Raw genomic sequence first — 21,339 nt, 5'->3', positions numbered from 1 at the left:
GACCTCAATGGTCCAGACCAATACGTTCCTGCGTGGACGACACCGTGCATGGAATCCGTTCATGGAGTCCGTTCGCAAAATCCCTTTCCGGCACGCACAGGAGTGAGTCCCATGCGTCGAAGAACCCTTGCCCGAACGGCCGTTGCCGCCTGCGCACTCTCGCTCCTCGCCGCTCTCGCACCCGCCGCGTCAGCACAGGGCGGCAGTCACGGGGACCGGCACGGGAAGCCGGCGTACAAGCGCGTCGGCTACTTCACCCAATGGGGTGTCTACGGGCGGGACTTCCAGGTCCAGGACATCGACACCAGCGGACAGGCAGCCAAACTCACCCATATCAACTACGCCTTCGGCAACGTGAGCGCCGAGGGCACGTGCTTCACCGGCAACGTCCCGGGCGAGGCGGACGCCTGGGCCGACTACGCCCGCCCGCTGGTCGCGGAGAACTCGGTCGACGGCGTCGCGGACACTGCCGAGCAGCCGCTGGCAGGCAATTTCAACCAGCTGCGCGAGCTCAAGGCCAAGCACCCCGGCCTCAAGGTGCTCATCTCGCTGGGTGGCTGGACCTGGTCCACCCACTTCTCCGACGCGGCGCGCTCTCCCGCCTCCCGCAAGGCGTTCGTCTCCTCCTGCATCGACCTGTACATCAAGGGCAATCTGCCGGCCGACGGAGCGCGCGGTGGCAGGGGCGCGGCGGCCGGGCTCTTCGACGGTGTCGACCTCGACTGGGAGTGGCCGGGCTCGGCGGGCGACACGGACACCGTGTACCGGCCGGAGGACAAGAAGAACTTCACCGCGTTGGTACACGAGTTCCGCACCCAGCTGGACGCGTACGGGAAGTCCCTGCGGAAGCGGAAGCACTACGAGCTGACGGCCTTCGTGCCCACGGCACCCGCCAAGATCGACGCGGGCTTCGAAGTCCCCGAGATCATGCGGGACTTCGACTTCGTCAACCTCCAGGGCTACGACTTCCATGTCTCGGGCGAGAGGAACACCGCCCAGCAGTCCGCGCTGCGCGCCGCCCGCGGCGACTTCAGCGTGGACCGGACCGTACGGGACTGGCTGCGCCGCGGCGCTCCGGCGCGCAAGCTGGTGGTGGGCATGCCCTTCTACGGCCAGGGCTGGACAGGGGTGACCGGTGGCGGCGACGGGCTGAACCAGCCGGCGACCGGGCCCGCACCCGCGACCTGGGCGGCGGGGTACGAGGACTACAAGGCCCTCAAGAAGCTCGCCGATTCGGGTACGTACACCATCCACCGCGACCGCAAGGGCTCTCACGCCTGGCTCTTCGACGGCACCACCCTGTGGACGTTCGACGACCCGCAGGTGCTGAGCGCCAAGACCACGTACATCCGCCATCGGGATCTGGGCGGTGCGATGTTCTGGTCGCTGGACGGGGACACATCGGACGGGGAGCTGATGGCCGCCGTCGACCGCGGGCTGAACCGCCGGCACTGACGTAGGTGACAGGGGTAGGGGCGGGGTCCGGCGCATGTCGGGCCCCGCCCCTCTGCGCCCGCCCCTCCCTGTCCCGTTCCGTGCCTCAGGCGCTCAGGCGCACGGGCGCACACCCGGCTCAGACACTCGTCCCCTCGTCCCACACCGGCGTGGTGCTCAGACCGAGCGCGCCGCGGGCTCTGCCCTCGGTCTCCTGGAAGAGCGCTTCCTCGGCCAGCGAGAAGTGCCGCCAGAAGTCGTCCTCATCGCTGACGGCAGCGGCATCGTCCCAGTGCCCCCGCGCCTTCTCGAGCTCCGCGGCCCTCGCCTTCAGCGCAGGCCCGGCCTCGGCCGGCCAGGTCCTGTCACGGAGCCTGCGTGCCTGCTCCCCGAAGGTCTTCGACGACTGCTCCGCCCACGCGCGGTAGCCGTCCCGGTCCTCGGCGAACTCCCCTGCCGGGTCCGCGTCCAGGGCCGTCCTCACTGCCGCCTCGAGCGAGATATAGCTCAGTTGGTCCTCGTCGCGGGTGCTCGGGTCGGTCCGCAGCGATCCCTCGAGCTTCTCTTCCTCCACCGCGAAACCGCAGACCACCGTGTGGTCCCCGAGCCGCCAGCCACGCCTGGTGGGGATGTAGTAGTACGTCCAGGCTTCCTCGGGGATGATCCACTCGTCCTTGGCGTACTGGTTGTTGGTCTTCTCGCAGCGCCCCTCGGTCTCCGCCTCGGCTTCGCCCGCGCCGGGCCAGGTGTCGGACTTCTTCAGGGTGAAGGTTCCGCTGATCTCGCCCTCGTGCGGCTGGGCACAGTCGACGACCTCCACTCCTGTGACCTCTCGTTCGAGGTCCGCGCCGGGCACGTTGAAGCAGTCGCCCTTGCGCAGGTCGAGCGTGCTGCGCGTGTGCGAGGCCTCCCGCATCCCTTCCCGCACGTCCTCCCATACCTTGGCGCCCCCGCCGCTCAGCAGGAAGACCAGCACCAGCAAGGTGCTGATGGAGGACAGGATCACGCCCGCGACGGCCATGCCCTTGCCGCGCTCGCCCTTGCGCCGGATCTGGCGCAGTGCGATCAGGCCGAGTATCAGCCCGAGCGGCGGCACACAGCACACAAGGCCCACCACGAGCGCGGTGATGGCGAGGCCGTTGACGGGGGTTCTCTGCGGGTACTGCGGATACGGTTGCCAGCCCTGCGCTGCGGGGTCCACGCCTACGGGTCTCCTCGAGATCATGCGAACAGGCCGCCGGATCATATGACGTGGCGCGCGCAGGACGGTAAGCAGCCGGCATGACGGGCGGCGCAGTCATGCGCTCCGGCGGGAGGGGCCATGGCGAAGGGGCGGCCGCCAAGGGCGGCCGCCCCTCATGTCTCTCGGTTCACCGTGTCACTGACGAGTGTTCGGAGCCCGATCAGGACCCGGCTGCTGGACCCGCTCAGAACTGAAGCGCCCAGGAGTCGATCTTCCCGGTGTCGTACCGCGCGTTGTCGCTCACCCGCAGCTTCCAGGTGCCGCCCGCGACCTCGGACGACGCGTTCACCGTGTAGGTGGTGTTGATGTTGTCCGTGCTGCCGCCGGAGCCGAAGGCCTTCAGCGTGTAGGCGGTGCCGTCCGGGGCGATGAGCTGGACCTGGAGGTCACCGATGTACGTGTGCTGGATGCTGACCGGCACCTGAAGAGCGGCCGGGGCGTTGCCCGGGACACCGCTGACGGTGATCGGCGACTCGGCGGTGGCGTTGTCGTTGATCGCGTAGTCGCCGGTGTTCTCGAACTTCGGGCCGGGCGGCTGGGTGCTGCCGCCGCCCACGTACAGCAGACGGTTCGGCGAGCCGGTGCCCGGGGTGCCCACGACACCCGTGGTGGCCGCCGAGGTCAGGGCCGTGGAGACCTGCGCCGGGGTCGCGGTCTTGTTGGCCGCGAGGTACAGGGCGGCCGCGCCCGCGACGTGCGGGGTCGCCATCGAGGTGCCGGAGATGGTGTTCGTCGCCGAGTCGTTGGTGTTCCAGGACGAGGTGATCGACGAGCCCGGCGCGAAGATGTCGAGCACGCTGCCGTAGTTGGAGAAGCTGGAGCGGGCGTCGGTGCTCGTGGTGGAGCCGACGGTGATGGCCTCGGTGACCCGCGCGGGCGAGTAGTTGGACGCGTTGGCGCCGTCGTTGCCCGCGGCAACCGCGTAGGTGACGCCGGAGGCGATCGAGTTGCGCACCGCCGTGTCGAGCGCGGTGTCGACGCCGCCGCCCAGGCTCATGTTGGCAACGGCCGGCTTGACGGCGTTCGCCGTCACCCAGTCGATACCGGCGACGACCTGCTCGGTGGTACCCGAGCCGGAGTTGTCGAGCACGCGGACGCCGACGATCTTGGCCTTCTTGGCGACGCCGTAGGCGGACCCGGCGACGGTACCGGCGACATGGGTGCCGTGGCCGTTGCCGTCCTGCGCGGTGTTGTCGTTGTCGATGGCGTCGTAACCGTAGGAGGCGCGGCCGCCGAAGTCGCTGTGCGTGATGCGGACGCCGGTGTCGATGATGTACGCCGTCACACCCTCACCCGCGGTGTCCGGGTAGGTGTAGCTCTGGTTCAGCGGCAGGGCCTTCTGGTCGATCCGGTCCAGGCCCCAGGACGGCGGGTTCGGCTGGCTGCCGGAGATCTTGAAGACGCGGTTCTGCACGACGGACTGGACGGCCGGGTCCGCGGCGAACCGCTTGGCCTGGCGCGCGGAGAGCCGCACGGAGTAGCCGTTGAGCGCGGCGTCGTACGTCTTCTTGATCGTCGCGCCGTACTTGGCCGCGAGCCTCTTGCCCGCCGCGGAGCTCGCGTCGGGTGCCGACTCGTCGAGGGTGACGATGTAACTTCCCGCGATGGCACCGGGTGCGCCGGCGTTCTGGACGACGCCTTCGGCAGGCGCCGGGGCCGCGACTGCCGGAAGGGCGGACGCCGTGCCGAGGGCGAGGGCGGCGACGGCTATGGCGCTGGTCGCGGCCAGTCTTCGCCGCGAGTGACGCATCACTGACATGTGAGGGGTCCTCCTCATTGGTGGTGCGTTCCTGTGGGGGATGGCGGCAGACCGGGACAAGGAACATCGCTGCTCCGCCGACCTCCTGGTGAGCTGTCTGCTGAGGTTGCGTCACTCCCTGTCCGCCTGCCGAGCGAAAGATTGACCGATCCGTAGGAATCACACAAGGGTCCGGGAGGTGCCGTAACAGATGCGCCACACAACTGCCATGCTGATGACTCATGATGATCTACAACTGCCCCAACTGCGCAACCAATTCGCCTGTCGAGAGCGCCCCCTGGTGCTGCCCCGACTGCCGCGGACCCTGGGACCTTGAATTCGAGGCCGGTCCGGTTTCCCTCAAGTTCCTTGCGGGTCGGGTGAATTCACTGTGGCGTTACGAAGAGGCGCTGCCGCTCGCCCGTCCCACGGTCTCCCTGGGTGAGGGACGCACCCCGCTCGTCGCGCTCACGGACACCGTCTCGGTGAAGCTCGACTTCCTGATGCCGACACTGTCCTTCAAGGACCGCGGTGCGGTCATGCTGGCCGAGCTCGCCCGCCGGCTCTCGCCCCGCCGGGTGATCGCCGACAGCAGCGGGAACGCGGGCACGGCCGTCGCCGCGTACTGCGCCCGGGCGGGACTGGACTGCACCGTATACGTGCCCGAGGCCACCTCCGCCAAGAAGGTCGAGCAGATCCGGGCGCACGGCGCTCAGTTGGAGCTCGTTCCGGGCGATCGCGAGGCCACCGCCGCTGCCGCCCGCGCGGCCGCCGACACGCCCGGCACCTTCTACGCGAGCCATGTCCACAATCCGTACTTCCTGCACGGCACCAAGACATACGTCTACGAGCTGTGGGAGGACCTGGGCGGCCGACTGCCCGAGGCGATCGTCGTCCCGGTCGGCAACGGCACCCTGCTGCTGGGCGCTTCACTCGCCCTCGACGAACTCCACTCCCACGGCCTGATCGACCGACGCCCCGCCCTGATCGCCGTCCAGGCCGAGGCGGTCTCGCCGCTGGCCGCGGCCTTCCACGCGGGTGCGGCCGACCTGCTCGACGCGCCGGGCACCGCGCTCGCCGCCACGCTCGCCGAGGGCATCGCGATCCCGAGACCACCGCGCGCCCGTCAGATCCTGCGGGCGGTCCGCGAGACCGGCGGCACGTTCCTGACCGTCACTGAGGACCAGATCCGCGCCGCGCAGCGGGACCTGGCCGCCCGGGGGCTGTTCGTGGAGTCGACAGGGGTGGCGTGCTGGGCGGCCGCGGGCACCTGGACCGACCGCACCGCCGTCGTACCCCTGTGCGGCGCGGGGCTGAAGACCGGCCTCGCCCCCTGAGAACCACGCCCGGGCCGCCCCGGACGGCTCAGTCGGCGGCCGGCACACCACGGCCCGTGGGTGAGTGCGCTCCCGCGCGGGCCGGTCCGCCGCAGTTCGCGCAGACGAGCACAGGCTCCAGCGTGTGACCGCATGTGTGCTGCCAACGCACCGGTGGGTCATCGGGGTTGAGGTGCCGGTCGCCCCAGCTCATCAGTGCGAGCAGTACATCGCCCAGCTCCCGGCCCGCGGGCGTGAGGTGGTACTCGTACCGCGGCGGGTGATCGTTGTAGCGCTCGCGGCGGACCACGCCCGCGGCCTCCAGCTTGCGCAGTCGGGCCGCCAGGATGTCGCGGGACGCCCCGGTGTTGCGGACGATCCCGTCGAAGCGACGGACGCCGTGGATCAGCTCCCGTACGGCCAGCAGAGTCCAGCGCTCGCCCACGACGTCGAGCGCGTCGGCGATGGAGCACTCCCGGGGTGCAACGGGCTTCGGCATGCGCGCATTGTAGGGAACGGGGCCGGCGGCCGGGGTCAGATGCGACGGACGCCTGTCGGCGGCCGGGCGAAGCACCTGATCTGCGGCGACGTCCCGTCGCGCTGCAGCAGGGTCCGGGCGTCCGTTCCGTCGACTGCGCAGCTGACGACCTCGTGCTCGGTCGAGACGAGCAGCCGGCCACCCAGAAAGGCGGCGTTGCCACGGCGGAAGGCCGTGCGTTTCCACCCCTTCGCCCGGGTGTACGTCCACAGCCGGCCCTTCGAGGTGACGACGTGTGCCGTGCCGTCGGCGGTCACCTGCAGATCGAGCACCTGGTCGAAGGCGAGCGTCACGGTGGACCACAGGCCGCGCGAACGGTCGATGGCGTGCAGCACCCCGTGGTCGTCCCAGTTCCAGTCCATGTCGGCCGCTACACAGACGAAGAGTTCGCCGTTGCCCGCACCCAGGTCCAGCTGCCCCTCGGAAGGGTCGAAGGGATACCTGCGCAGCCGGTCCCGCCGTCTCCACGTGGGCCCCTGGGCCGGCAGGCTCAGCTCCTTCAGGGTGCGCTCGGCGAGATCCACCTCGAACAGGGCGGGGCGGTGCTCGAAGAGCGGCCCGGTGGCGCCGCTGACGTACACCGTGTCCTCTCCGGCGGACCCGACCACGCCCCCCAGGCCGACCGATGCAGGCACGTCGATCTCGTTCCACTCCTGCGAGCCCCAGCGCAGGAAGAAGCAGCGTCCGTTGGGGGACCCGCTCCTGCCCCAGTCGACCTGGACGAGTGCGGTGCCGTCGTGCGTCACTCCGAGGACCGCGGACAGCCGCCGCTCCGGAATGCTGGGCACCGGCTGCAGATCGGACCCGTCGGCGGGCCCGACGAGCAGGGGCATGTTGCTCGCCTGGATCGTCGCGCCCACCGTCAGGCCACGGTCGTGCGCTACGGCAAAGACGTGCGGAACCCGCTGGGCGAGCTCCCAGGTGATGCGCCGGACCCGGCGCAGCTCCCCGCCCTCGATCTCGGCGTACGCCAGTCCCGAGGTGTCCACGACGACCACGGGCACTGCGGCGTCGGGTGCCGCATCGATCATGAATCAGTCCCCCAGACACTCCACACGCGTGCGCACACCATGCCGCATGGGGGCGCGTCAGGCTGTGACGTGGTTGACATCGACCGCACTCGAAGTGCTGAAATCCCCTTCACCCAGTACCAGTTGATCAGGGGGAGACATGTCCGGGAACGACACGCCCGTCACGCTGATCACCGGCGGCGGCAGCGGGATCGGGGCTGCTACGGCCCGCCAGCTGCTGGACTGCGGCCACCGCGTGGCCGTCACCGGCCGGAGCGAGAACCGACTGCGCCGGTTCGCGAGTGAGCTGGGGTCACCCGCGGAACTGTTGACGCTTCCCGGTGACGCAGCCGACCACGAGTCGGTCCAGTCGGCCGTGGACACCACGGTCAAGGAGCTCGGCCGCCTCGACACGGTCGTCGCCAACGCGGGCTTCGCCACCCACGACACCCTGGCGGACGGCGACCCGGCCGGCTGGCGCGAGATGGTCCTGACGAACGTACTCGGCCCGGCCCTGCTGATCCGCGCCTCGCTGGCGGCGTTGAAGGAGAGCCGTGGCCGGATCGTCCTGATCGGCAGCGTGGCGGGCGTCCAGAACACTCCGGGCAACATCTACGGCGCGACGAAGTGGGCGGTCACGGGCCTCGCGGAGAACATCCGCCGCCAGGTGACGGCCGACGGCGTCGGCGTCACCCTGATCGCCCCCGGCCGCGTGGAAACCCCTTTCTGGGACACCCTGGGCACCCTCCCCGACGGCCATCTGCTGACGGGCGACCAGATCGCCGACTCGATCGTGTGGGCGATCGGCCGGCCGCACGGAGTGGACATCAACACCGTGATCATCCGCCCGATCGGCCAACCGGTCTGAGCGCGACCGGACGCGGTTCGCACCGGACGACGTGCGACTCGTCGTCGAGGTCGTCTCCCCCTAATCCGCCCAGCGGGACGGCACGGTGAAGCTCCGCACGTACGCGGAGGCCGCAATCCGGACCCACTCCCACATCCGCTGCCGTTCGAGATCCGCCTCGACCCGGACAAACTCGCTCCGCCCCGAAACCCCTGAAGAGTCAGCACCGCATCGGTCCGGAACGGGGAAGGGCCGGGCTCTCCGGAGCCCGGCCCTGCTGATGCGCACGTGTGACGCGCGGCTACACGTTGAAGCGGAACTCCACCACGTCGCCGTCCTGCATCACGTACTCCTTGCCCTCCATACGCGCCTTGCCCTTGGCGCGGGCCTCCGCGACCGAGCCCGTCTCCACCAGGTCGGCGAAGGAGATGACCTCGGCCTTGATGAAGCCCTTCTGGAAGTCGGTGTGGATCACACCGGCCGCCTCGGGGGCCGTGGCGCCCTTCTTGATCGTCCAGGCACGGGACTCCTTCGGGCCCGCCGTGAGGTAGGTCTGCAGGCCGAGGGTGTCGAATCCGACGCGGGCGAGGGTCGCCAGACCCGGCTCCTCGGCGCCGACGGACTGGAGGAGCTCCATGGCGTCCTCGTCGTCGAGCTCGGCGAGGTCCTGCTCCAGCTTGGCGTTGAGGAAGATCGCCTCGGCGGGGGCGACCAGGGCGCGCTGCTCGTTCTTGAAGTCCTCGTCGACCAGCTCTTCCTCGTCGACGTTGAAGACGTAGAGGAAGGGCTTGGAGGTGAGCAGGTGCAGGTCGTGCAGCAGCTCGTCCTTCTCGCTGCCCTGGACGATGCCCGCGGAGAAGAGCGTGTTGCCCTGTTCCAGGATGGCCTGCGCGGCCTCGATGGCGGCGACCTTCGGGGCCACGTCCTTCTTGATGCGGGCTTCCTTGGCCAGGCGCGGCAGAACCTTCTCGATGGTCTGCAGGTCGGCCAGGATCAGCTCGGTGTTGATCGTCTCGATGTCGTCCCCGGGCGAGACCTTGCCGTCGACGTGCACGACATTCTCGTCCTTGAAGGCACGGATGACCTGACAGATCGCATCCGACTCACGGATGTTCGCGAGGAACTTGTTGCCCAGTCCCTCGCCCTCGCTCGCGCCGCGCACGATGCCCGCGATGTCGACGAAGTCGACCGTCGCCGGGAGGATCCGCTGCGACCCGAAGATTCCGGCCAGTTCGGTCAGCCGGGCGTCCGGGACGCCGACGACACCGACGTTCGGCTCGATGGTGGCGAACGGGTAGTTGGCCGCCAGCACGTCGTTCTTGGTCAGGGCGTTGAACAGGGTCGACTTGCCGACATTGGGCAGGCCGACGATTCCGATCGTGAGCGACACGTTGGCGACTTCCTGGAGTGAGGACTGGCTGGTGGCCGTACGGCCCGGAGGTGGGCCGATCCCCCAGTTTACGGGCGGGCCGAAGCAGGCATCGACGGCGCCGGTCGCCGAACTCAGGACCAAGGTCATCCAAAGGGCGTGTCTGGTACCTGTTTCCTCCCTCTTCCCGACCTACGTTGGTCAGGTGGAGCAGCACAGGACAAGTAGCCCCCAGCCCCGGCAGCGCCCCCAGGCCCCGCTGTCCCCGCAGGGCGCGCTGGCCGAGCGTCCCGCGGTGTATCCGGTGACCGCTCCGAAGCGGCCCGCGCCGCCGGTCGTACTGGCCCTGCGCCGACTGCCCAACCCCCGGCTGACCGGCCTGGGGGCGGGACTGTTCGGTGCGGCGGTGATGCTGGTGCTCGGCAGCCTGAACCAGCTGCTCCTCGGGGGCTCGGCCGTGGTCTACGGGCTGCTGTTCCTGCCCGTGAGTGCGCTGACCGCCCTGTGGGTGCGGGAGGCCGACCTGGTCACGGCCCCGATCACCGTACCGATCGCCTTTGCCGTCGGGATCGTGCCGATCGCGGGCGGGAACGGCGGCTTCGGCGGGCGGATGATGGCCGTGGTCACCGCGCTCGCCGTGCACGCCGGCTGGCTTTACGGAGGGACGCTGATCGCCGGGCTGATCACCTGCGTGCGGAAGGTGCGGATGATGGGGCGCCGCATGCGTCGCGGCGGCCGGCCGCGCGGCCCCGGCGGCCCCGTCCGTCGCGGCTGAGCCCCGCGCCCGGGCGACGGCAGCCGAGGATTCGGTACGGCTCCGACCGACTGGAGCCTCCCCCTGGGCACCGGCGACCGTACGGCGTGCGGCTGTAACCCGGAGAGCCCCCGGGCTGGGCACGACCCCCGCTACCGGCCCGCCGCCGCCATTGCCGCGCCCACGATGCCCGCGTTGTTCTGCAGCCCCGCCGGAACGATCTCCGCCCGCACGCCCTCGATCAGCGGCACGAACTTGTCCGCCTTGCGGCTCACCCCGCCGCCGATGATGAACGCCTCCGGCGAGAACAGCATCTCCACATGCGCCAGATACCTCTGGACCCGGCGTGCCCAGTGCGGCCAGCTCAGTTCCTCGTCCTCCTTGGCCTTCGACGAGGCGTGCTTCTCGGCGTCGTGCCCGTGCAGCTCCAGGTGGCCCAGTTCCGAGTTCGGTACCAGTCGGCCGTCGGTGAAGACCGCGCTTCCGATGCCCGTACCGAACGTCAGCAGGATCACCGTGCCCTTGCGGCCGCGGCCCGCCCCGAACGTCATCTCCGCCACGCCCGCCGCGTCCGCGTCGTTCAGGATCGTCACCGGCAGTCCGAGACGCTCACCGAGCAGCTTCCCGGCGTCCATGTCGACCCAGTCCTTGTCGACATTGGCCGCGGTGCGGGTGATCCCGCCGGTGACGACTCCGGGAAAGGTGATGCCGACCGGGCCGGTCCAGCCGAAATGGCCGATCACCTGGGCGACGCCGTCCGCCACCGCAGCCGGCGTCGCCGGGTGCGGGGTCAGGACCTTGTGACGCTCCTGCGTCAGGTCGCCGCGCTCCAGGTCCACGGGAGCGCCCTTGATGCCGGTTCCACCGATGTCCACTCCGAACACGTTCATGGACACAACGTTACGGCCAGGGGCCGACAGGCACCGCCTGTTCGATCACTTCCCGGGAGCCCCCGGCTACTTGCCGGAGAGTCCGGCCGCCTCGGCGCGCAGATCACGGCGCAGCTCCTTGGGGAGCGAGAAGGTGATGGACTCCTCGGCCGCCTTGACGATCTCGACGTCCTCGAAGCCGCGCTGCGACAGCCATTCCAGGACGCCTTCGACCAGTACCTCGGGGACGGAGGCACCCGAGGTGAGGCCGACCGTCGTCACGCCCTCGAGCCACGCCTCGTCGATCTCCTCGGCGAAGTCGACCAGATGGGCGTCGCGCGCGCCCGCGCCGAGTGCGACCTCGACCAGGCGGACGGAGTTCGAGGAGTTCTTGGAGCCGACGACGATGACCAGGTCGGCCTCGGCGCCCATCTGCTTCACGGCGATCTGACGGTTCTGGGTGGCGTAGCAGATGTCGTCGCTCGGCGGCGAGATCAGCAGCGGGAACTTCTCCTTCAGCGCCCCGACCGTCTCCATCGTCTCGTCGACCGACAGCGTGGTCTGGGAGAGCCAGACGACCTTGGACGGGTCGCGGACCTCGACGTTCGCCACATCTTCGGGGCCGTCGACCAGGGTGATGTGCTCGGGGGCCTCGCCGGAGGTGCCGATGACCTCTTCGTGGCCGTCGTGGCCGATCAGCAGGATGTCGTAGTCCTCGCTGGCGAAACGGACCGCTTCCTTGTGGACCTTGGTGACCAGCGGGCAGGTCGCGTCGATGGTGGCCAGCTTGCGCGCGGCGGCCTCCTCGTGGACGACGGGGGCCACGCCGTGCGCGGAGAACATGACGATCGAGCCCTCGGGAACCTCCGCCGTCTCGTCGACGAAGATCGCACCCTTCCGTTCCAGGGTCTGTACGACGTACTTGTTGTGAACGATCTCGTGCCGGACGTAGATCGGCGCCCCGTACTGCTCCAGGGCCTTCTCCACGGCGATCACGGCGCGGTCCACGCCCGCGCAGTAGCCACGGGGAGCGGCGAGCAGGACGCGTCGGGCAGGGGTCGAAGCAGTCATGCGTCCCATCGTAAGGCCGCGCAGAACAGGCGGGTGTTCGCCCTGCGGCACCGGACCGGCCGGGCCGGGCGCGGCCGGTTCGGGTCGGCGGGACTGTCGGAGTCGGCCGATACGCTCGCCCGTATGGCTCTCAACACGTCCGCGGACGCTCCCCTGCCCGTCGGCGAGGTGTCGCGGCTCATCGGAGGGTGGATCGACCGGCTCGGCTCGGTCTGGGTCGAGGGGCAGATCACCCAGCTGTCGCGGCGCCCGGGCGCCGGCGTCGTCTTCCTGACGCTGCGCGACCCGTCCCACGACATCTCCGTGAGCGTCACCTGCTTCCGGCAGGTCTACGACGCGGTCGCGGACGTCGTGTCGGAGGGCGCGCGCGTTGTCCTGTACGCCAAGCCGGAGTGGTACGCGCCGCGGGGACAGCTGTCGTTGCGGGCGGTGGAGATAAGGCCGGTGGGGATCGGCGAGCTGCTCGCCCGGCTGGAGCAGCTGAAGCGGACCCTGGGCGCGGAGGGACTCTTCGCCGTCGAGCGCAAGAAGTCGCTGCCCTTCCTGCCGCACCGGGTGGGGCTGGTGTGCGGCCGCGCCTCCGCGGCCGAGCGCGACGTGCTGGAGAACGCGCGGCGGCGCTGGCCCCATGTCCGTTTCGAGGTGCGCAATGTGGCCGTGCAGGGCGTGCACGCCGTCACGCAGGTCGTCCAGGCCGTCAAGGAACTGGACGCACTGCCCGACGTCGACGTGATCATCGTGGCCCGCGGCGGCGGCAGCGTGGAGGACCTGCTGCCGTTCTCGGACGAGCAGCTGGTGCGGGCGGTGGCCGCGTGCGCCACACCGGTCGTCTCCGCGATCGGGCACGAGCCGGACTCGCCGCTGCTCGACCTGGTCGCCGACCTGCGGGCTTCCACACCGACGGACGCGGCGAAGAAGGTCGTCCCGGACGTCGGCGAGGAGCTGGAGCGGGTGCGGCAGCTGCGGGACCGCGCGCTTCGTCACGTACAGGGGCTGCTGGAGCGGGAGGAGCGCGGCCTGGCCCATGCGCTGGCCCGGCCGTCGATGGAGCATCCGCACCGGATGGTGGACGAGCGCGAGCAGGAGGTGGAGTCGCTGGTGGCGCGCAGCCGCCGGGTCCTGGGACATCTGCTGGACCGGGCGGACTCGGAGCTGGCCCACACCCGCGCACGGGTCCTGTCGCTGTCGCCCGCGGCGACACTGGAGCGGGGGTACGCGGTACTGCAGCGTGCGGACGGGGCGGTGGTGCGCTCGCCGGACGAGGTCGCGGCGGGCGACGAGCTGCGGGCGCGTGTCTTCGAGGGCGAGTTCGCGGTGCGGGTCGCCGAGTGAGTCCCGGGCAGGATGCCCGGGCGTACTGCATCGCTGTCGTTGTCGTAGCTCACACATAGGGTGGATCGCATGGCTGCCAAGACGGAAGAGGCCGCGCTCGGGTACGAGCAGGCGCGGGACGAGCTGATCGAGGTCGTACGCCGCCTGGAGGCGGGTGGGACGACGCTCGAGGAGTCCCTGGCGCTGTGGGAACGCGGCGAGGAGCTGGCGAAGGTCTGCCGCCACTGGCTGGAGGGCGCCCGCGCCCGCTTGGACGCGGCACTCTCCGCGGGCGGGAACGACGGCCCCGGCACCGGTGCCGCCGAGGAGTGAGAGCGGGTCGGACCGGGCGCGGGAAGTGATCCGGGTCACGATCACCAGGTAGTTGAAATTTAACGTACCGGTCGGGTGTTGGAAGCGCCGTAAAACTCCTGCACGCACCGGAAGGCACGCCAGCATGTCACTCGTTCTCGACTCCGCCGCCCAGGACCTCCTCTTCCGTGAGGCCCGCACCGCCAACTCGTTCACCGACGAGCCGGTGACCGAGGAGCAGGTCCAGGCGATCTACGACCTGGTCAAGTACGGCCCGACCGCCTTCAACCAGACCCCGCTGCGCATCGTGCTCGTCCGGTCCGACGAGGCCCGCGAGCGCCTCGTCGCGCACATGGCCGAGGGCAACCGGGCGAAGACCGCCTCTGCCCCGCTCGTCGCGATCCTTGCCGCCGACAACGAGTTCCACGAGGAGCTCCCGAAGCTGCTGCCGCACTTCCCCCAGGCCAAGGACATGTTCTTCAGCGAGCGCCCGGCGCGTGAGTCGGCCGCCGGCCTGAACGCCGCCCTGCAGGCCGCCTACTTCATCGTCGGTATCCGCGCCGCCGGTCTGGCCGCAGGCCCCATGACCGGTTACGACGCCGCCGGCGTCCACAAGGAGTTCCTGGACGGCGACCACACCCCGCTGATGGTCGTCAACATCGGCAAGCCCGCCGAGGACGCGTCGTTCCCGCGGTCCCCGCGGCTGTCGTACGACGAGGTCGTCAGCACCGTCTGAGCGCCTGCTGGGACACGGCACAGGCCTCCGTACCCGGATCGGGTACGGAGGCCTGTGCCGTTCACTGCTGCGGGGGCGCCTACTCCGGCGCGCCTTCGGATGCTTTCCCCGGGGCCTTTTCGGGCGTCTTCTCGGGCACCTTTCCGGCCTCCAGCGCCGCGGCCATCTCGGCGAGCCTCTGCGGCGAGGCGGTGCCGGTGACGACCGTCGTCGAGCCCTTGGACTTCAGCACCAGGGCGTCGTACTTCGACCCCTCCCAGAGCTGCCAGGCCTCCCCGGCGACCTGCCGGGTCTTCTTGGTGTCGCTCGCCTGCTGGCTCACCGCGCGGATGTACTTCGCGGACGACGCCGTGGACTGCTCGACCGCGACGTACTCGCCGTCCGGGTCCAGGAAGCCGAGGTGCCAGGCGTGGCCCTCGGAACCGGTGTAGGAGACGGAAGTCGGCTTCCACCCCTTGGCCAGGCCCTGTGGCGCCGCCACCGGGTACGGCGCCGCACGCTGCGCGGTCCGGAGCTCCACGCGATAGTCGACCGCCTTGATCGGGTTTGCCCTGTCGTCATGCGGAACCAACATGTAGATCCCAGCGACGACGGCGCCGATCACCGCCATCGACAGCACCATGTCGCGTACCGTCTGTCTGCCTCGCATACCTGCCACGCCCACCATGTTCGCATCCGCGGCCTCTGCTCAGACGTGGCCCCCTCTGCTCATTTTGTCGACGTACCGATAGAGTCGCATCACCCTCTTTTCCCGGCCGTCGTCGTACAGAAAGGTGCGCTCCGATGACCGAGCACAACTTGCCGCCCCAGCTCGAGGTCTCGCCCGAGGCCCCCGACCGCAACCTCGCCCTGGAGCTCGTCCGGGTCACCGAGGCCGCCGCCATGGCCGCCGGTCGCTGGGTCGGGCGCGGCGACAAGATCGGCGCCGACGGAGCGGCTGTCAGGGCCATGCGGACCCTTGTCTCCACCGTCTCGATGAACGGCATCGTCGTCATCGGCGAAGGCGAGAAGGACGAAGCTCCCATGCTGTTCAACGGCGAGAGGGTCGGTGACGGCACCGGCGCCGAGGTCGACATCGCCGTGGACCCGATCGACGGCACCACGCTCAACGCCAAGGGCATGCCGAACGCCATCGCCGTACTCGCCGCCGCCGACCGCGGCACCATGTTCGACCCGTCCGCGGTCTTCTACATGGAGAAGCTGGTCACCGGTCCCGAGGCCGCCGACTTCGTCGACATCAACGCCCCGGTCTCGGTGAACATCCGACGTGTCGCCAAGGCGAAGAACGCCAATCCCGAGGACATCACGGTCGTCATCCTGGACCGCCCCCGCCACGAGGGCATGGTCAAGGAGATCCGTGAGACCGGCGCCCGGATCAAGTTCATCTCGGACGGCGACGTCGCCGGTTCGATCATGGCCGTCCGCGAGGGCACCGGCGTCGACATGCTGATGGGCATCGGCGGTACGCCGGAAGGCATCATCTCCGCCTGCGCGATCAAGTGTCTCGGCGGCACGATCCAGGGCAAGCTCTGGCCGAAGGACGACGCCGAGCGGCAGCGCGCGATCGACGCCGGGCACGACCTGGACCGGGTTCTCCACACGAACGACCTGGTCAGCGGTGACAACGTGTTCTTCGTCGCCACCGGCATCACCGACGGTGAGCTGCTGCGCGGCGTGCACTATCGCGCGGAGACCGCCACCACGTCCTCGCTGGTCATGCGCTCCAAGTCCGGCACGATCCGCAAGATCGACTCGACACACAAGCTGTCGAAGCTGCGGGCGTACAGCGCGATCGACTTCGACCGCGCGCAGTAGTCGCCGAGGCCCATCAGCGGGTACAGCGAGGGAAGAACACGCGGAGGCTGCGAGGAACGAGCAGCCGAGCGTGATCGACCGTCGATGCACGCTTCAGCGCCACATGGGGGTCCCCCGACGAAGCCAGGGGGAGAGCCGAGCCACAGAAAACAGAAAAAGAGAGGCGCCCCCATGTCCGACGGGGGCGCCTCTCCCATGCCGTACGAATCCCCTGAGCGAAACCGCGCCGCCAGGCCGGTCAGGCTGCCGACGCGGGCTTCTTCAGCTCCATCTCGCGCCTGCGGCGCCTCGCCAGCACCACGCGGCGCTCGGCGGCCGTGAGCCCGCCCCACACGCCGTACGGCTCGGGCTGGAGCAGCGCGTGCTCGCGGCATTCCACCATCACGGGGCAGCGGGCACAGACCCGCTTGGCCGCCTCTTCCCGGGACAGCCTCGCGGCCGTCGGTTCCTTGGACGGGGCGAAGAACAATCCGGCCTCGTCCCGGCGGCACACCGCCTCCGCGTGCCAGGGGCCGGCCTGATCCTCCCGAGCAGGACTGCGCTGGGTGGGCACGGCGGCTACCTGCAGGGACTGATGCGGCAGTTGCAGCACGGTCTACTCCTGACGACGGCTTCGCGAGCGAGAGACGATGCAGCACTCCCTACCCGCTGTGCGCACGCCTATGCACTGAGTGGCACTGAGTTCCGACGTACGGAATTGCGCACCCGCGCGGGCTGCGCGGAAAAGCACCGTGCCGCGGCGGCGTCAGTGGAGGTGTTTGCGCAGGCGGCCGTGGAGATCGGAGATACGGCGGCCCCGCTTCGGCTTGGCCTCGACATTGCCGAAAATCGTGTACCCGTTCACGACGACCACCGGCGCCTGCGGGTCGGCCGCCTCGAGCGTGTGGACCTCGAAGTTCCCGAAGATCCCGGTGCCGCTGCCGCGCAGTGAGATGTTCTCCGGGACGCGCACTTCGACGTTGCCGAAGATGGACGTCGCGTTGATCACCGTGAGCCGCTGCCCGAAGAGCGCCTCGGTGAGGTCGATCTCGATGTTGCCGAAGAGGGCGAAACTGTTGGTCCTGCGTCCGACGCGCCAGCGGCCTTTGCGGGTGGTGCTGGAGAAGACGGCGATCAGGTTCTCGGCGGGGCCGGTGGGCAGTTCGGAGCCGTACAGGTCCTCGGCGGGGGCGGCCGCGCGCCTGGTGGTCGCCGGCAGGTCCCGTACCAGCGGCTCGAGCTCTCCGACGGTCTTGGCGCGGTAGACGGCGTCGATCCGCTCGGAGTGCTCCTCGGCGTCCAGTCGGCCCTCGGCCATGGCCTCCCGGAGGATGTCCGCGATCCGGTCGCGATCGGCGTCCGAGGCGCGGATGGCGCCGTCGGCGTCCAGGGGGACGGCCGGCTTCTGGGGCTGCTTGTCGAGGTCCACGGAGCCAGCGTAGCGAAACGCGATAGATCGCGACTAGTGGCCCACGCCGGGTCCGGGCACGGGTCCGGCACTGGCGCCGACACCTGCCACCGTCCAAGTGAGCCCTACCTCACAGGATCGACGCTTCCCGGGCGCTCTACATTGGATTGCGCTGCCAATGGAGGCCAGCCGCTGTCTGTCAAGTGAGGAATGGGCGAAATGCCGGAGTTCGCGTACACGGATCTGCTCCCGCTCGGAGAGGACACCACCCCGTACCGGCTGGTGACCGCCGAGGGTGTCTCGACCTTCGAGGCCGACGGGCGCACCTTCCTCAAGGTCGAGCCGGAAGCACTGCGCAAGCTGGCCGCCGAGGCGATCCACGACATCCAGCACTACCTCCGCCCCGCCCACCTCGCCCAGCTGCGGCGGATCACCGACGACCCCGAGGCGTCCTCCAACGACAAGTTCGTCGCCCTCGACCTGCTGAAGAACGCCAACATCGCGGCCGCCGGTGTGCTGCCCATGTGCCAGGACACCGGCACGGCGATCGTCATGGGCAAGCGCGGCCAGAACGTGCTGACCGAGGGCCGCGACGAGGAAGCCCTCTCCCGCGGCATCTACGACGCGTACACCGAGCTCAACCTGCGCTACTCGCAGATGGCTCCGCTGACCATGTGGGAGGAGAAGAACACGGGCTCCAACCTGCCCGCGCAGGTCGAGCTGTACGCCACCGACGGCGGCGCGTACAAGTTCCTCTTCATGGCCAAGGGCGGCGGCTCCGCCAACAAGTCCTTCCTCTACCAGGAGACGAAGGCCGTGCTCAACGAGGCGAGCATGATGAAGTTCCTGGAGGAGAAGATCCGCTCGCTGGGCACGGCCGCGTGCCCGCCGTACCACCTGGCGATCGTCGTCGGCGGCACGAGTGCCGAGTTCGCGCTGAAGACCGCCAAGTACGCCTCCGCGCACTACCTGGACGAGCTGCCGGCCGAGGGCTCCCCCACCGGTCACGGCTTCAGGGACAAGGAGCTGGAGGAGAAGGTCTTCGAGCTCACCCAGAAGATCGGCATCGGTGCGCAGTTCGGCGGCAAGTACTTCTGCCACGACGTGCGCGTGGTGCGCCTGCCCCGGCACGGCGCCTCGCTGCCCGTCGCGATCGCCGTCTCCTGCTCGGCCGACCGCCAGGCCGTCGCGAAGATCACCGCCGAGGGCGTCTTCCTGGAGCAGCTCGAGACCGACCCGGCACGCTTCCTGCCGGACACCACGGACGAGCAGCTTGCCGAGGAGGGGGACGTCGTCAGGATCGACCTCAACCGCCCCATGGACGAGATGCTGGCCGAGCTCTCCAAGTACCCGGTCAAGACCCGCCTCTCGCTGACCGGCCCGCTGGTCGTGGCGCGCGACATCGCGCACGCCAAGATCAAGGAGCGGCTGGACGCGGGCGAGGAGATGCCGCAGTACCTGAAGGACCACCCGGTCTACTACGCGGGCCCGGCCAAGACCCCGGAGGGCTACGCCTCCGGTTCCTTCGGCCCGACCACGGCCGGCCGGATGGACTCCTACGTCGAGCAGTTCCAGGCGGCAGGCGGCTCCAAGATCATGCTCGCCAAGGGCAACCGGTCCAAGCAGGTCACCGACGCCTGCGGCACGCACGGCGGCTTCTACCTCGGCTCGATCGGCGGTCCGGCGGCGCGCCTCGCGCAGGACTGCATCAAGAAGGTCGAGGTCGTCGAGTACGAGGAGCTCGGCATGGAGGCGGTCTGGAAGATCGAGGTCGAGGACTTCCCGGCGTTCGTCGTCGTCGACGACAAGGGCAACGACTTCTTCACCGAGCCGGCCCCCGCGCCGACGTTCACCTCGATCCCGGTGCGGGGGCCGGGGCTCGCATAGATCTTCCCCACCCCGCCCCTTCCCGTTCCCGGGGGCTCCGCCTCCGGGCCCCCGCGCCTCAATCGCCGGCGAGGCTGAAAATCAGCCCGTCCGGCGATTGAGGACACTCCCCGCAGGGGGAGAGGAAGACCTACGCGAAGCGCTGGTTCGACGCCCCCGTGCACGGCTGCAGCCGCACCGCCTCACCCCGTGAGGCCACCGTCAGGCACAACGACCGCGCCGCCGCCGGCCGAAGCGTCCCGGCCTCGCGGACGAACTGCTGGTTTCCGCCCCCGTGGCAGTTCCACACGATCAGCGCCGCGCCCGCGCGGTAGGTGCCGCCGGAGACGTCCAGGCAGCGGTCCTGGGTCAGTTCGGTGTGCAGCGTCCGGCGGGCGGCGTCGTACCACCAGCCCTGGTTGCGGCCGCCGTGGCAGTCCCAGCCGAGGACGGCCGTGCCGTTGCGGCTCACCGCCGCCTCGACATCCACGCAGCTGCCCGTGCCCTCGTTCCTCAGCGGGCGGTACGCGTCGTCCCAGGCCAGCTGGAAGAGCTCAGGCCTCCCGCTGGACGCCACATCCGCGCAGCTCGCCTCACGCAGCCCGGAGTTGTAGAGCTGGGTGAGACAGGTGGCGAAGGCCGCGTGGCCGCGGGCGTTGGGGTGGAAGGACTGCCGGAACGAGTTGGAGTCCGGCGGGAAGGGGTTGGTGATGTCCACGTACAGCCCGCGCGCCCAGGTGTCCTCCATGCAGACCTCATGGCCATGGAAGAGGCGGGAGTTGTCCAGGTAGAGGGCGCCCGTGTTCCGGGCGACCTGGCGCATACCGCGTTCGAAGGCGGGGACCGCGGTGTTGCGGCCCCACACGGTGTCGGAGTCGTATCCCAGCCCGCCGCAGATCAGCTTGCCCGGGAAGTTCGCGTTGTCGCGGAAGTCGGGGCCGATGGGGCTCGGGTAGCCCATGACGACCAGCTTGTAGTCGCCGTCCGCGTAGCCGGCGTCGCGCATGACGGTGCGCAGGTCACGTACGGTCTGCTCGACCTTGGGCACCAGGCCGTCGACGCGGGCCTGCCAGCCGGGGGCGTACTTGGGGGCGCACGGTCCCTGGAGCGTCAGATAGCGCACGACACAGTCGGTGATCACCGGGCCGAACTGGAGGTCGTCATTGGCCCCCGCCACCAACAGCACCATCTTGATACGGGTGTTGCGGGCCTTGATGGCGAGGTTGTCGCTCTGGACGAGCTCGTCGGAGTACTGCTTGCCGCCGCCGATCCTGATGTTTCCGGTGTACGCGCCGGAGCAGGAGACGTTGTACGTGACGTCGGCGGCGATGGCGGTGCGGTGGATGGCCGCGTCGGGCGAGCGGTGGCACCAGTTGTCGGGGCCGTTGGTGCCCGGTTCGTAGGTGCCGACGCCCTCGCCGGAGATCTCGCTGTCGCCGAGCGAGATCAGGCCGGTCTTGCGCTGGGCGAGCGGGCGTTCGGCGGGACTGCCGTAGAGCGCGGTGGCCTCGGCGGCGCGGACGGCCTCCAGGTCGGGCGGCAGAGGGACTGATGCGGTGGTGGAGGGGTCGGCCACGGCGGGCGTCACGGCGGCGGCCGTCCCACCCAGGACGGTGGCGAGTACGGCGGCGGTCGCGACCGTACGGCGGAGGGTGCGGGGTGTGCGGGCAGTGCGGGATGTGCGGTGTCTGTGACCGGTGCCCTTCATTGCGCCTCCCCGGAA

20 protein-coding genes are annotated in these 21,339 nt (G+C 69.8%); 9 read left to right on the top strand and 11 right to left on the bottom strand.

What is annotated here, in order from left to right:
• Positions 1–111 precede the first annotated feature (111 nt).
• Complete coding sequence (locus tag ACFYWI_RS21040; RefSeq protein ID WP_389234473.1) at positions 112–1,455, top strand: glycoside hydrolase family 18 protein; 1,344 nt, start codon at positions 112–114, stop codon at positions 1,453–1,455.
• A 118-nt stretch (positions 1,456–1,573) separates the two neighbouring features.
• Here the strand turns inward: ACFYWI_RS21040 and ACFYWI_RS21035 are convergent, their stop codons facing one another.
• Together ACFYWI_RS21035 and ACFYWI_RS21030 are read right to left on the bottom strand one after the other, a co-directional pair.
• Positions 1,574–2,635 carry a DUF4190 domain-containing protein gene (locus ACFYWI_RS21035; protein ID WP_389234470.1) on the bottom strand — a complete coding sequence of 354 codons (1,062 nt, stop codon included), beginning with the start codon at positions 2,633–2,635 and terminating at the stop codon, positions 1,574–1,576.
• Between the two features lie 226 nt (positions 2,636–2,861).
• Complete coding sequence (locus ACFYWI_RS21030; RefSeq protein WP_389234467.1) at positions 2,862–4,436, bottom strand: S8 family serine peptidase; 1,575 nt, start codon at positions 4,434–4,436, stop codon at positions 2,862–2,864.
• A gap of 221 nt (positions 4,437–4,657) precedes the next feature.
• On the opposite strand from ACFYWI_RS21030, the gene ACFYWI_RS21025 reads away from it, so the two are divergent.
• Entirely contained in the window at positions 4,658–5,752 is a 1,095-nt protein-coding gene (locus ACFYWI_RS21025; protein ID WP_389234464.1) for a threonine synthase, read from the top strand.
• Between the two features lie 28 nt (positions 5,753–5,780).
• On the opposite strand, the gene ACFYWI_RS21020 is transcribed toward ACFYWI_RS21025, so the two are convergent.
• Both ACFYWI_RS21020 and ACFYWI_RS21015 read right to left on the bottom strand, forming a co-directional pair.
• Positions 5,781–6,230 carry a winged helix-turn-helix transcriptional regulator gene (locus ACFYWI_RS21020; RefSeq protein WP_389234461.1) on the bottom strand — a complete coding sequence of 150 codons (450 nt, stop codon included), beginning with the start codon at positions 6,228–6,230 and terminating at the stop codon, positions 5,781–5,783.
• A gap of 35 nt (positions 6,231–6,265) precedes the next feature.
• Positions 6,266–7,300: a hypothetical protein gene (locus ACFYWI_RS21015; protein WP_389234458.1), complete on the bottom strand. Its 1,035-nt coding sequence runs from the start codon at positions 7,298–7,300 to the stop codon at positions 6,266–6,268.
• A gap of 139 nt (positions 7,301–7,439) precedes the next feature.
• On the opposite strand from ACFYWI_RS21015, the gene ACFYWI_RS21010 reads away from it, so the two are divergent.
• Positions 7,440–8,147, top strand: a complete 708-nt coding sequence (locus ACFYWI_RS21010) for an SDR family oxidoreductase (protein ID WP_389234455.1) — start codon at positions 7,440–7,442, stop codon at positions 8,145–8,147.
• 280 nt (positions 8,148–8,427) lie between these two features.
• On the opposite strand, the gene ychF is transcribed toward ACFYWI_RS21010, so the two are convergent.
• Positions 8,428–9,516, bottom strand: a complete 1,089-nt coding sequence (gene ychF / locus ACFYWI_RS21005) for a redox-regulated ATPase YchF (RefSeq protein ID WP_389234844.1) — start codon at positions 9,514–9,516, stop codon at positions 8,428–8,430.
• A 184-nt stretch (positions 9,517–9,700) separates the two neighbouring features.
• Between ychF and ACFYWI_RS21000 the strand changes: the two genes are divergently transcribed.
• Positions 9,701–10,270: a DUF6542 domain-containing protein gene (locus tag ACFYWI_RS21000; RefSeq protein ID WP_389234452.1), complete on the top strand. Its 570-nt coding sequence runs from the start codon at positions 9,701–9,703 to the stop codon at positions 10,268–10,270.
• Between the two features lie 131 nt (positions 10,271–10,401).
• On the opposite strand, the gene ppgK is transcribed toward ACFYWI_RS21000, so the two are convergent.
• Both ppgK and ACFYWI_RS20990 read right to left on the bottom strand, forming a co-directional pair.
• Positions 10,402–11,139 carry a polyphosphate--glucose phosphotransferase gene (gene ppgK / locus ACFYWI_RS20995; protein ID WP_389234449.1) on the bottom strand — a complete coding sequence of 246 codons (738 nt, stop codon included), beginning with the start codon at positions 11,137–11,139 and terminating at the stop codon, positions 10,402–10,404.
• 66 nt (positions 11,140–11,205) lie between these two features.
• Entirely contained in the window at positions 11,206–12,198 is a 993-nt protein-coding gene (locus ACFYWI_RS20990) for a 4-hydroxy-3-methylbut-2-enyl diphosphate reductase (protein WP_389234446.1), read from the bottom strand.
• A 114-nt stretch (positions 12,199–12,312) separates the two neighbouring features.
• On the opposite strand from ACFYWI_RS20990, the gene xseA reads away from it, so the two are divergent.
• From xseA to ACFYWI_RS20975, 3 genes are all read left to right on the top strand, one after another.
• Complete coding sequence (xseA, locus tag ACFYWI_RS20985) at positions 12,313–13,521, top strand: exodeoxyribonuclease VII large subunit (protein ID WP_389234442.1); 1,209 nt, start codon at positions 12,313–12,315, stop codon at positions 13,519–13,521.
• A 69-nt stretch (positions 13,522–13,590) separates the two neighbouring features.
• On the top strand, positions 13,591–13,833 hold the full coding sequence (locus tag ACFYWI_RS20980; protein ID WP_389234439.1) for an exodeoxyribonuclease VII small subunit: 243 nt from the start codon (positions 13,591–13,593) through the stop codon (positions 13,831–13,833).
• Between the two features lie 124 nt (positions 13,834–13,957).
• Positions 13,958–14,548, top strand: a complete 591-nt coding sequence (locus ACFYWI_RS20975) for a malonic semialdehyde reductase (RefSeq protein ID WP_389234436.1) — start codon at positions 13,958–13,960, stop codon at positions 14,546–14,548.
• Between the two features lie 79 nt (positions 14,549–14,627).
• Here ACFYWI_RS20975 and ACFYWI_RS20970 read toward each other — a convergent pair whose 3' ends face one another.
• Positions 14,628–15,197, bottom strand: coding sequence for a DUF4245 domain-containing protein (locus tag ACFYWI_RS20970; protein WP_389234841.1), 570 nt, complete (start codon positions 15,195–15,197; stop codon positions 14,628–14,630).
• A 134-nt stretch (positions 15,198–15,331) separates the two neighbouring features.
• Between ACFYWI_RS20970 and glpX the strand changes: the two genes are divergently transcribed.
• Entirely contained in the window at positions 15,332–16,363 is a 1,032-nt protein-coding gene (gene glpX, locus ACFYWI_RS20965; RefSeq protein ID WP_389234433.1) for a class II fructose-bisphosphatase, read from the top strand.
• A gap of 238 nt (positions 16,364–16,601) precedes the next feature.
• Here glpX and ACFYWI_RS20960 read toward each other — a convergent pair whose 3' ends face one another.
• Positions 16,602–16,955 carry a WhiB family transcriptional regulator gene (locus tag ACFYWI_RS20960; RefSeq protein ID WP_389234429.1) on the bottom strand — a complete coding sequence of 118 codons (354 nt, stop codon included), beginning with the start codon at positions 16,953–16,955 and terminating at the stop codon, positions 16,602–16,604.
• Positions 16,956–17,108: 153 nt separating this feature from the next.
• Positions 17,109–17,771, bottom strand: coding sequence for a DUF1707 domain-containing protein (locus tag ACFYWI_RS20955; protein WP_389234426.1), 663 nt, complete (start codon positions 17,769–17,771; stop codon positions 17,109–17,111).
• A 189-nt stretch (positions 17,772–17,960) separates the two neighbouring features.
• Between ACFYWI_RS20955 and ACFYWI_RS20950 the strand changes: the two genes are divergently transcribed.
• Positions 17,961–19,637 (top strand): fumarate hydratase, encoded by a 1,677-nt coding sequence (locus ACFYWI_RS20950; protein ID WP_389234422.1) that lies wholly within the window; start codon positions 17,961–17,963, stop codon positions 19,635–19,637.
• Between the two features lie 130 nt (positions 19,638–19,767).
• Here ACFYWI_RS20950 and ACFYWI_RS20945 read toward each other — a convergent pair whose 3' ends face one another.
• The gene (locus ACFYWI_RS20945; RefSeq protein WP_389234419.1) at positions 19,768–21,324 is read right to left on the bottom strand and encodes a ricin-type beta-trefoil lectin domain protein; all 1,557 of its coding nucleotides are present in this window, start codon (positions 21,322–21,324) and stop codon (positions 19,768–19,770) included.
• Positions 21,325–21,339 lie beyond the last annotated feature (15 nt).

The sequence above is a fragment of the Streptomyces sp. NPDC002889 genome, assembly GCF_042888425.1.
Classification (GTDB): Bacteria; Actinomycetota; Actinomycetes; order Streptomycetales; family Streptomycetaceae; genus Streptomyces.
The sequence above is the reverse complement of the archived record's forward strand: the minus strand, read 5'-3'. Positions and strand labels throughout refer to the sequence as shown.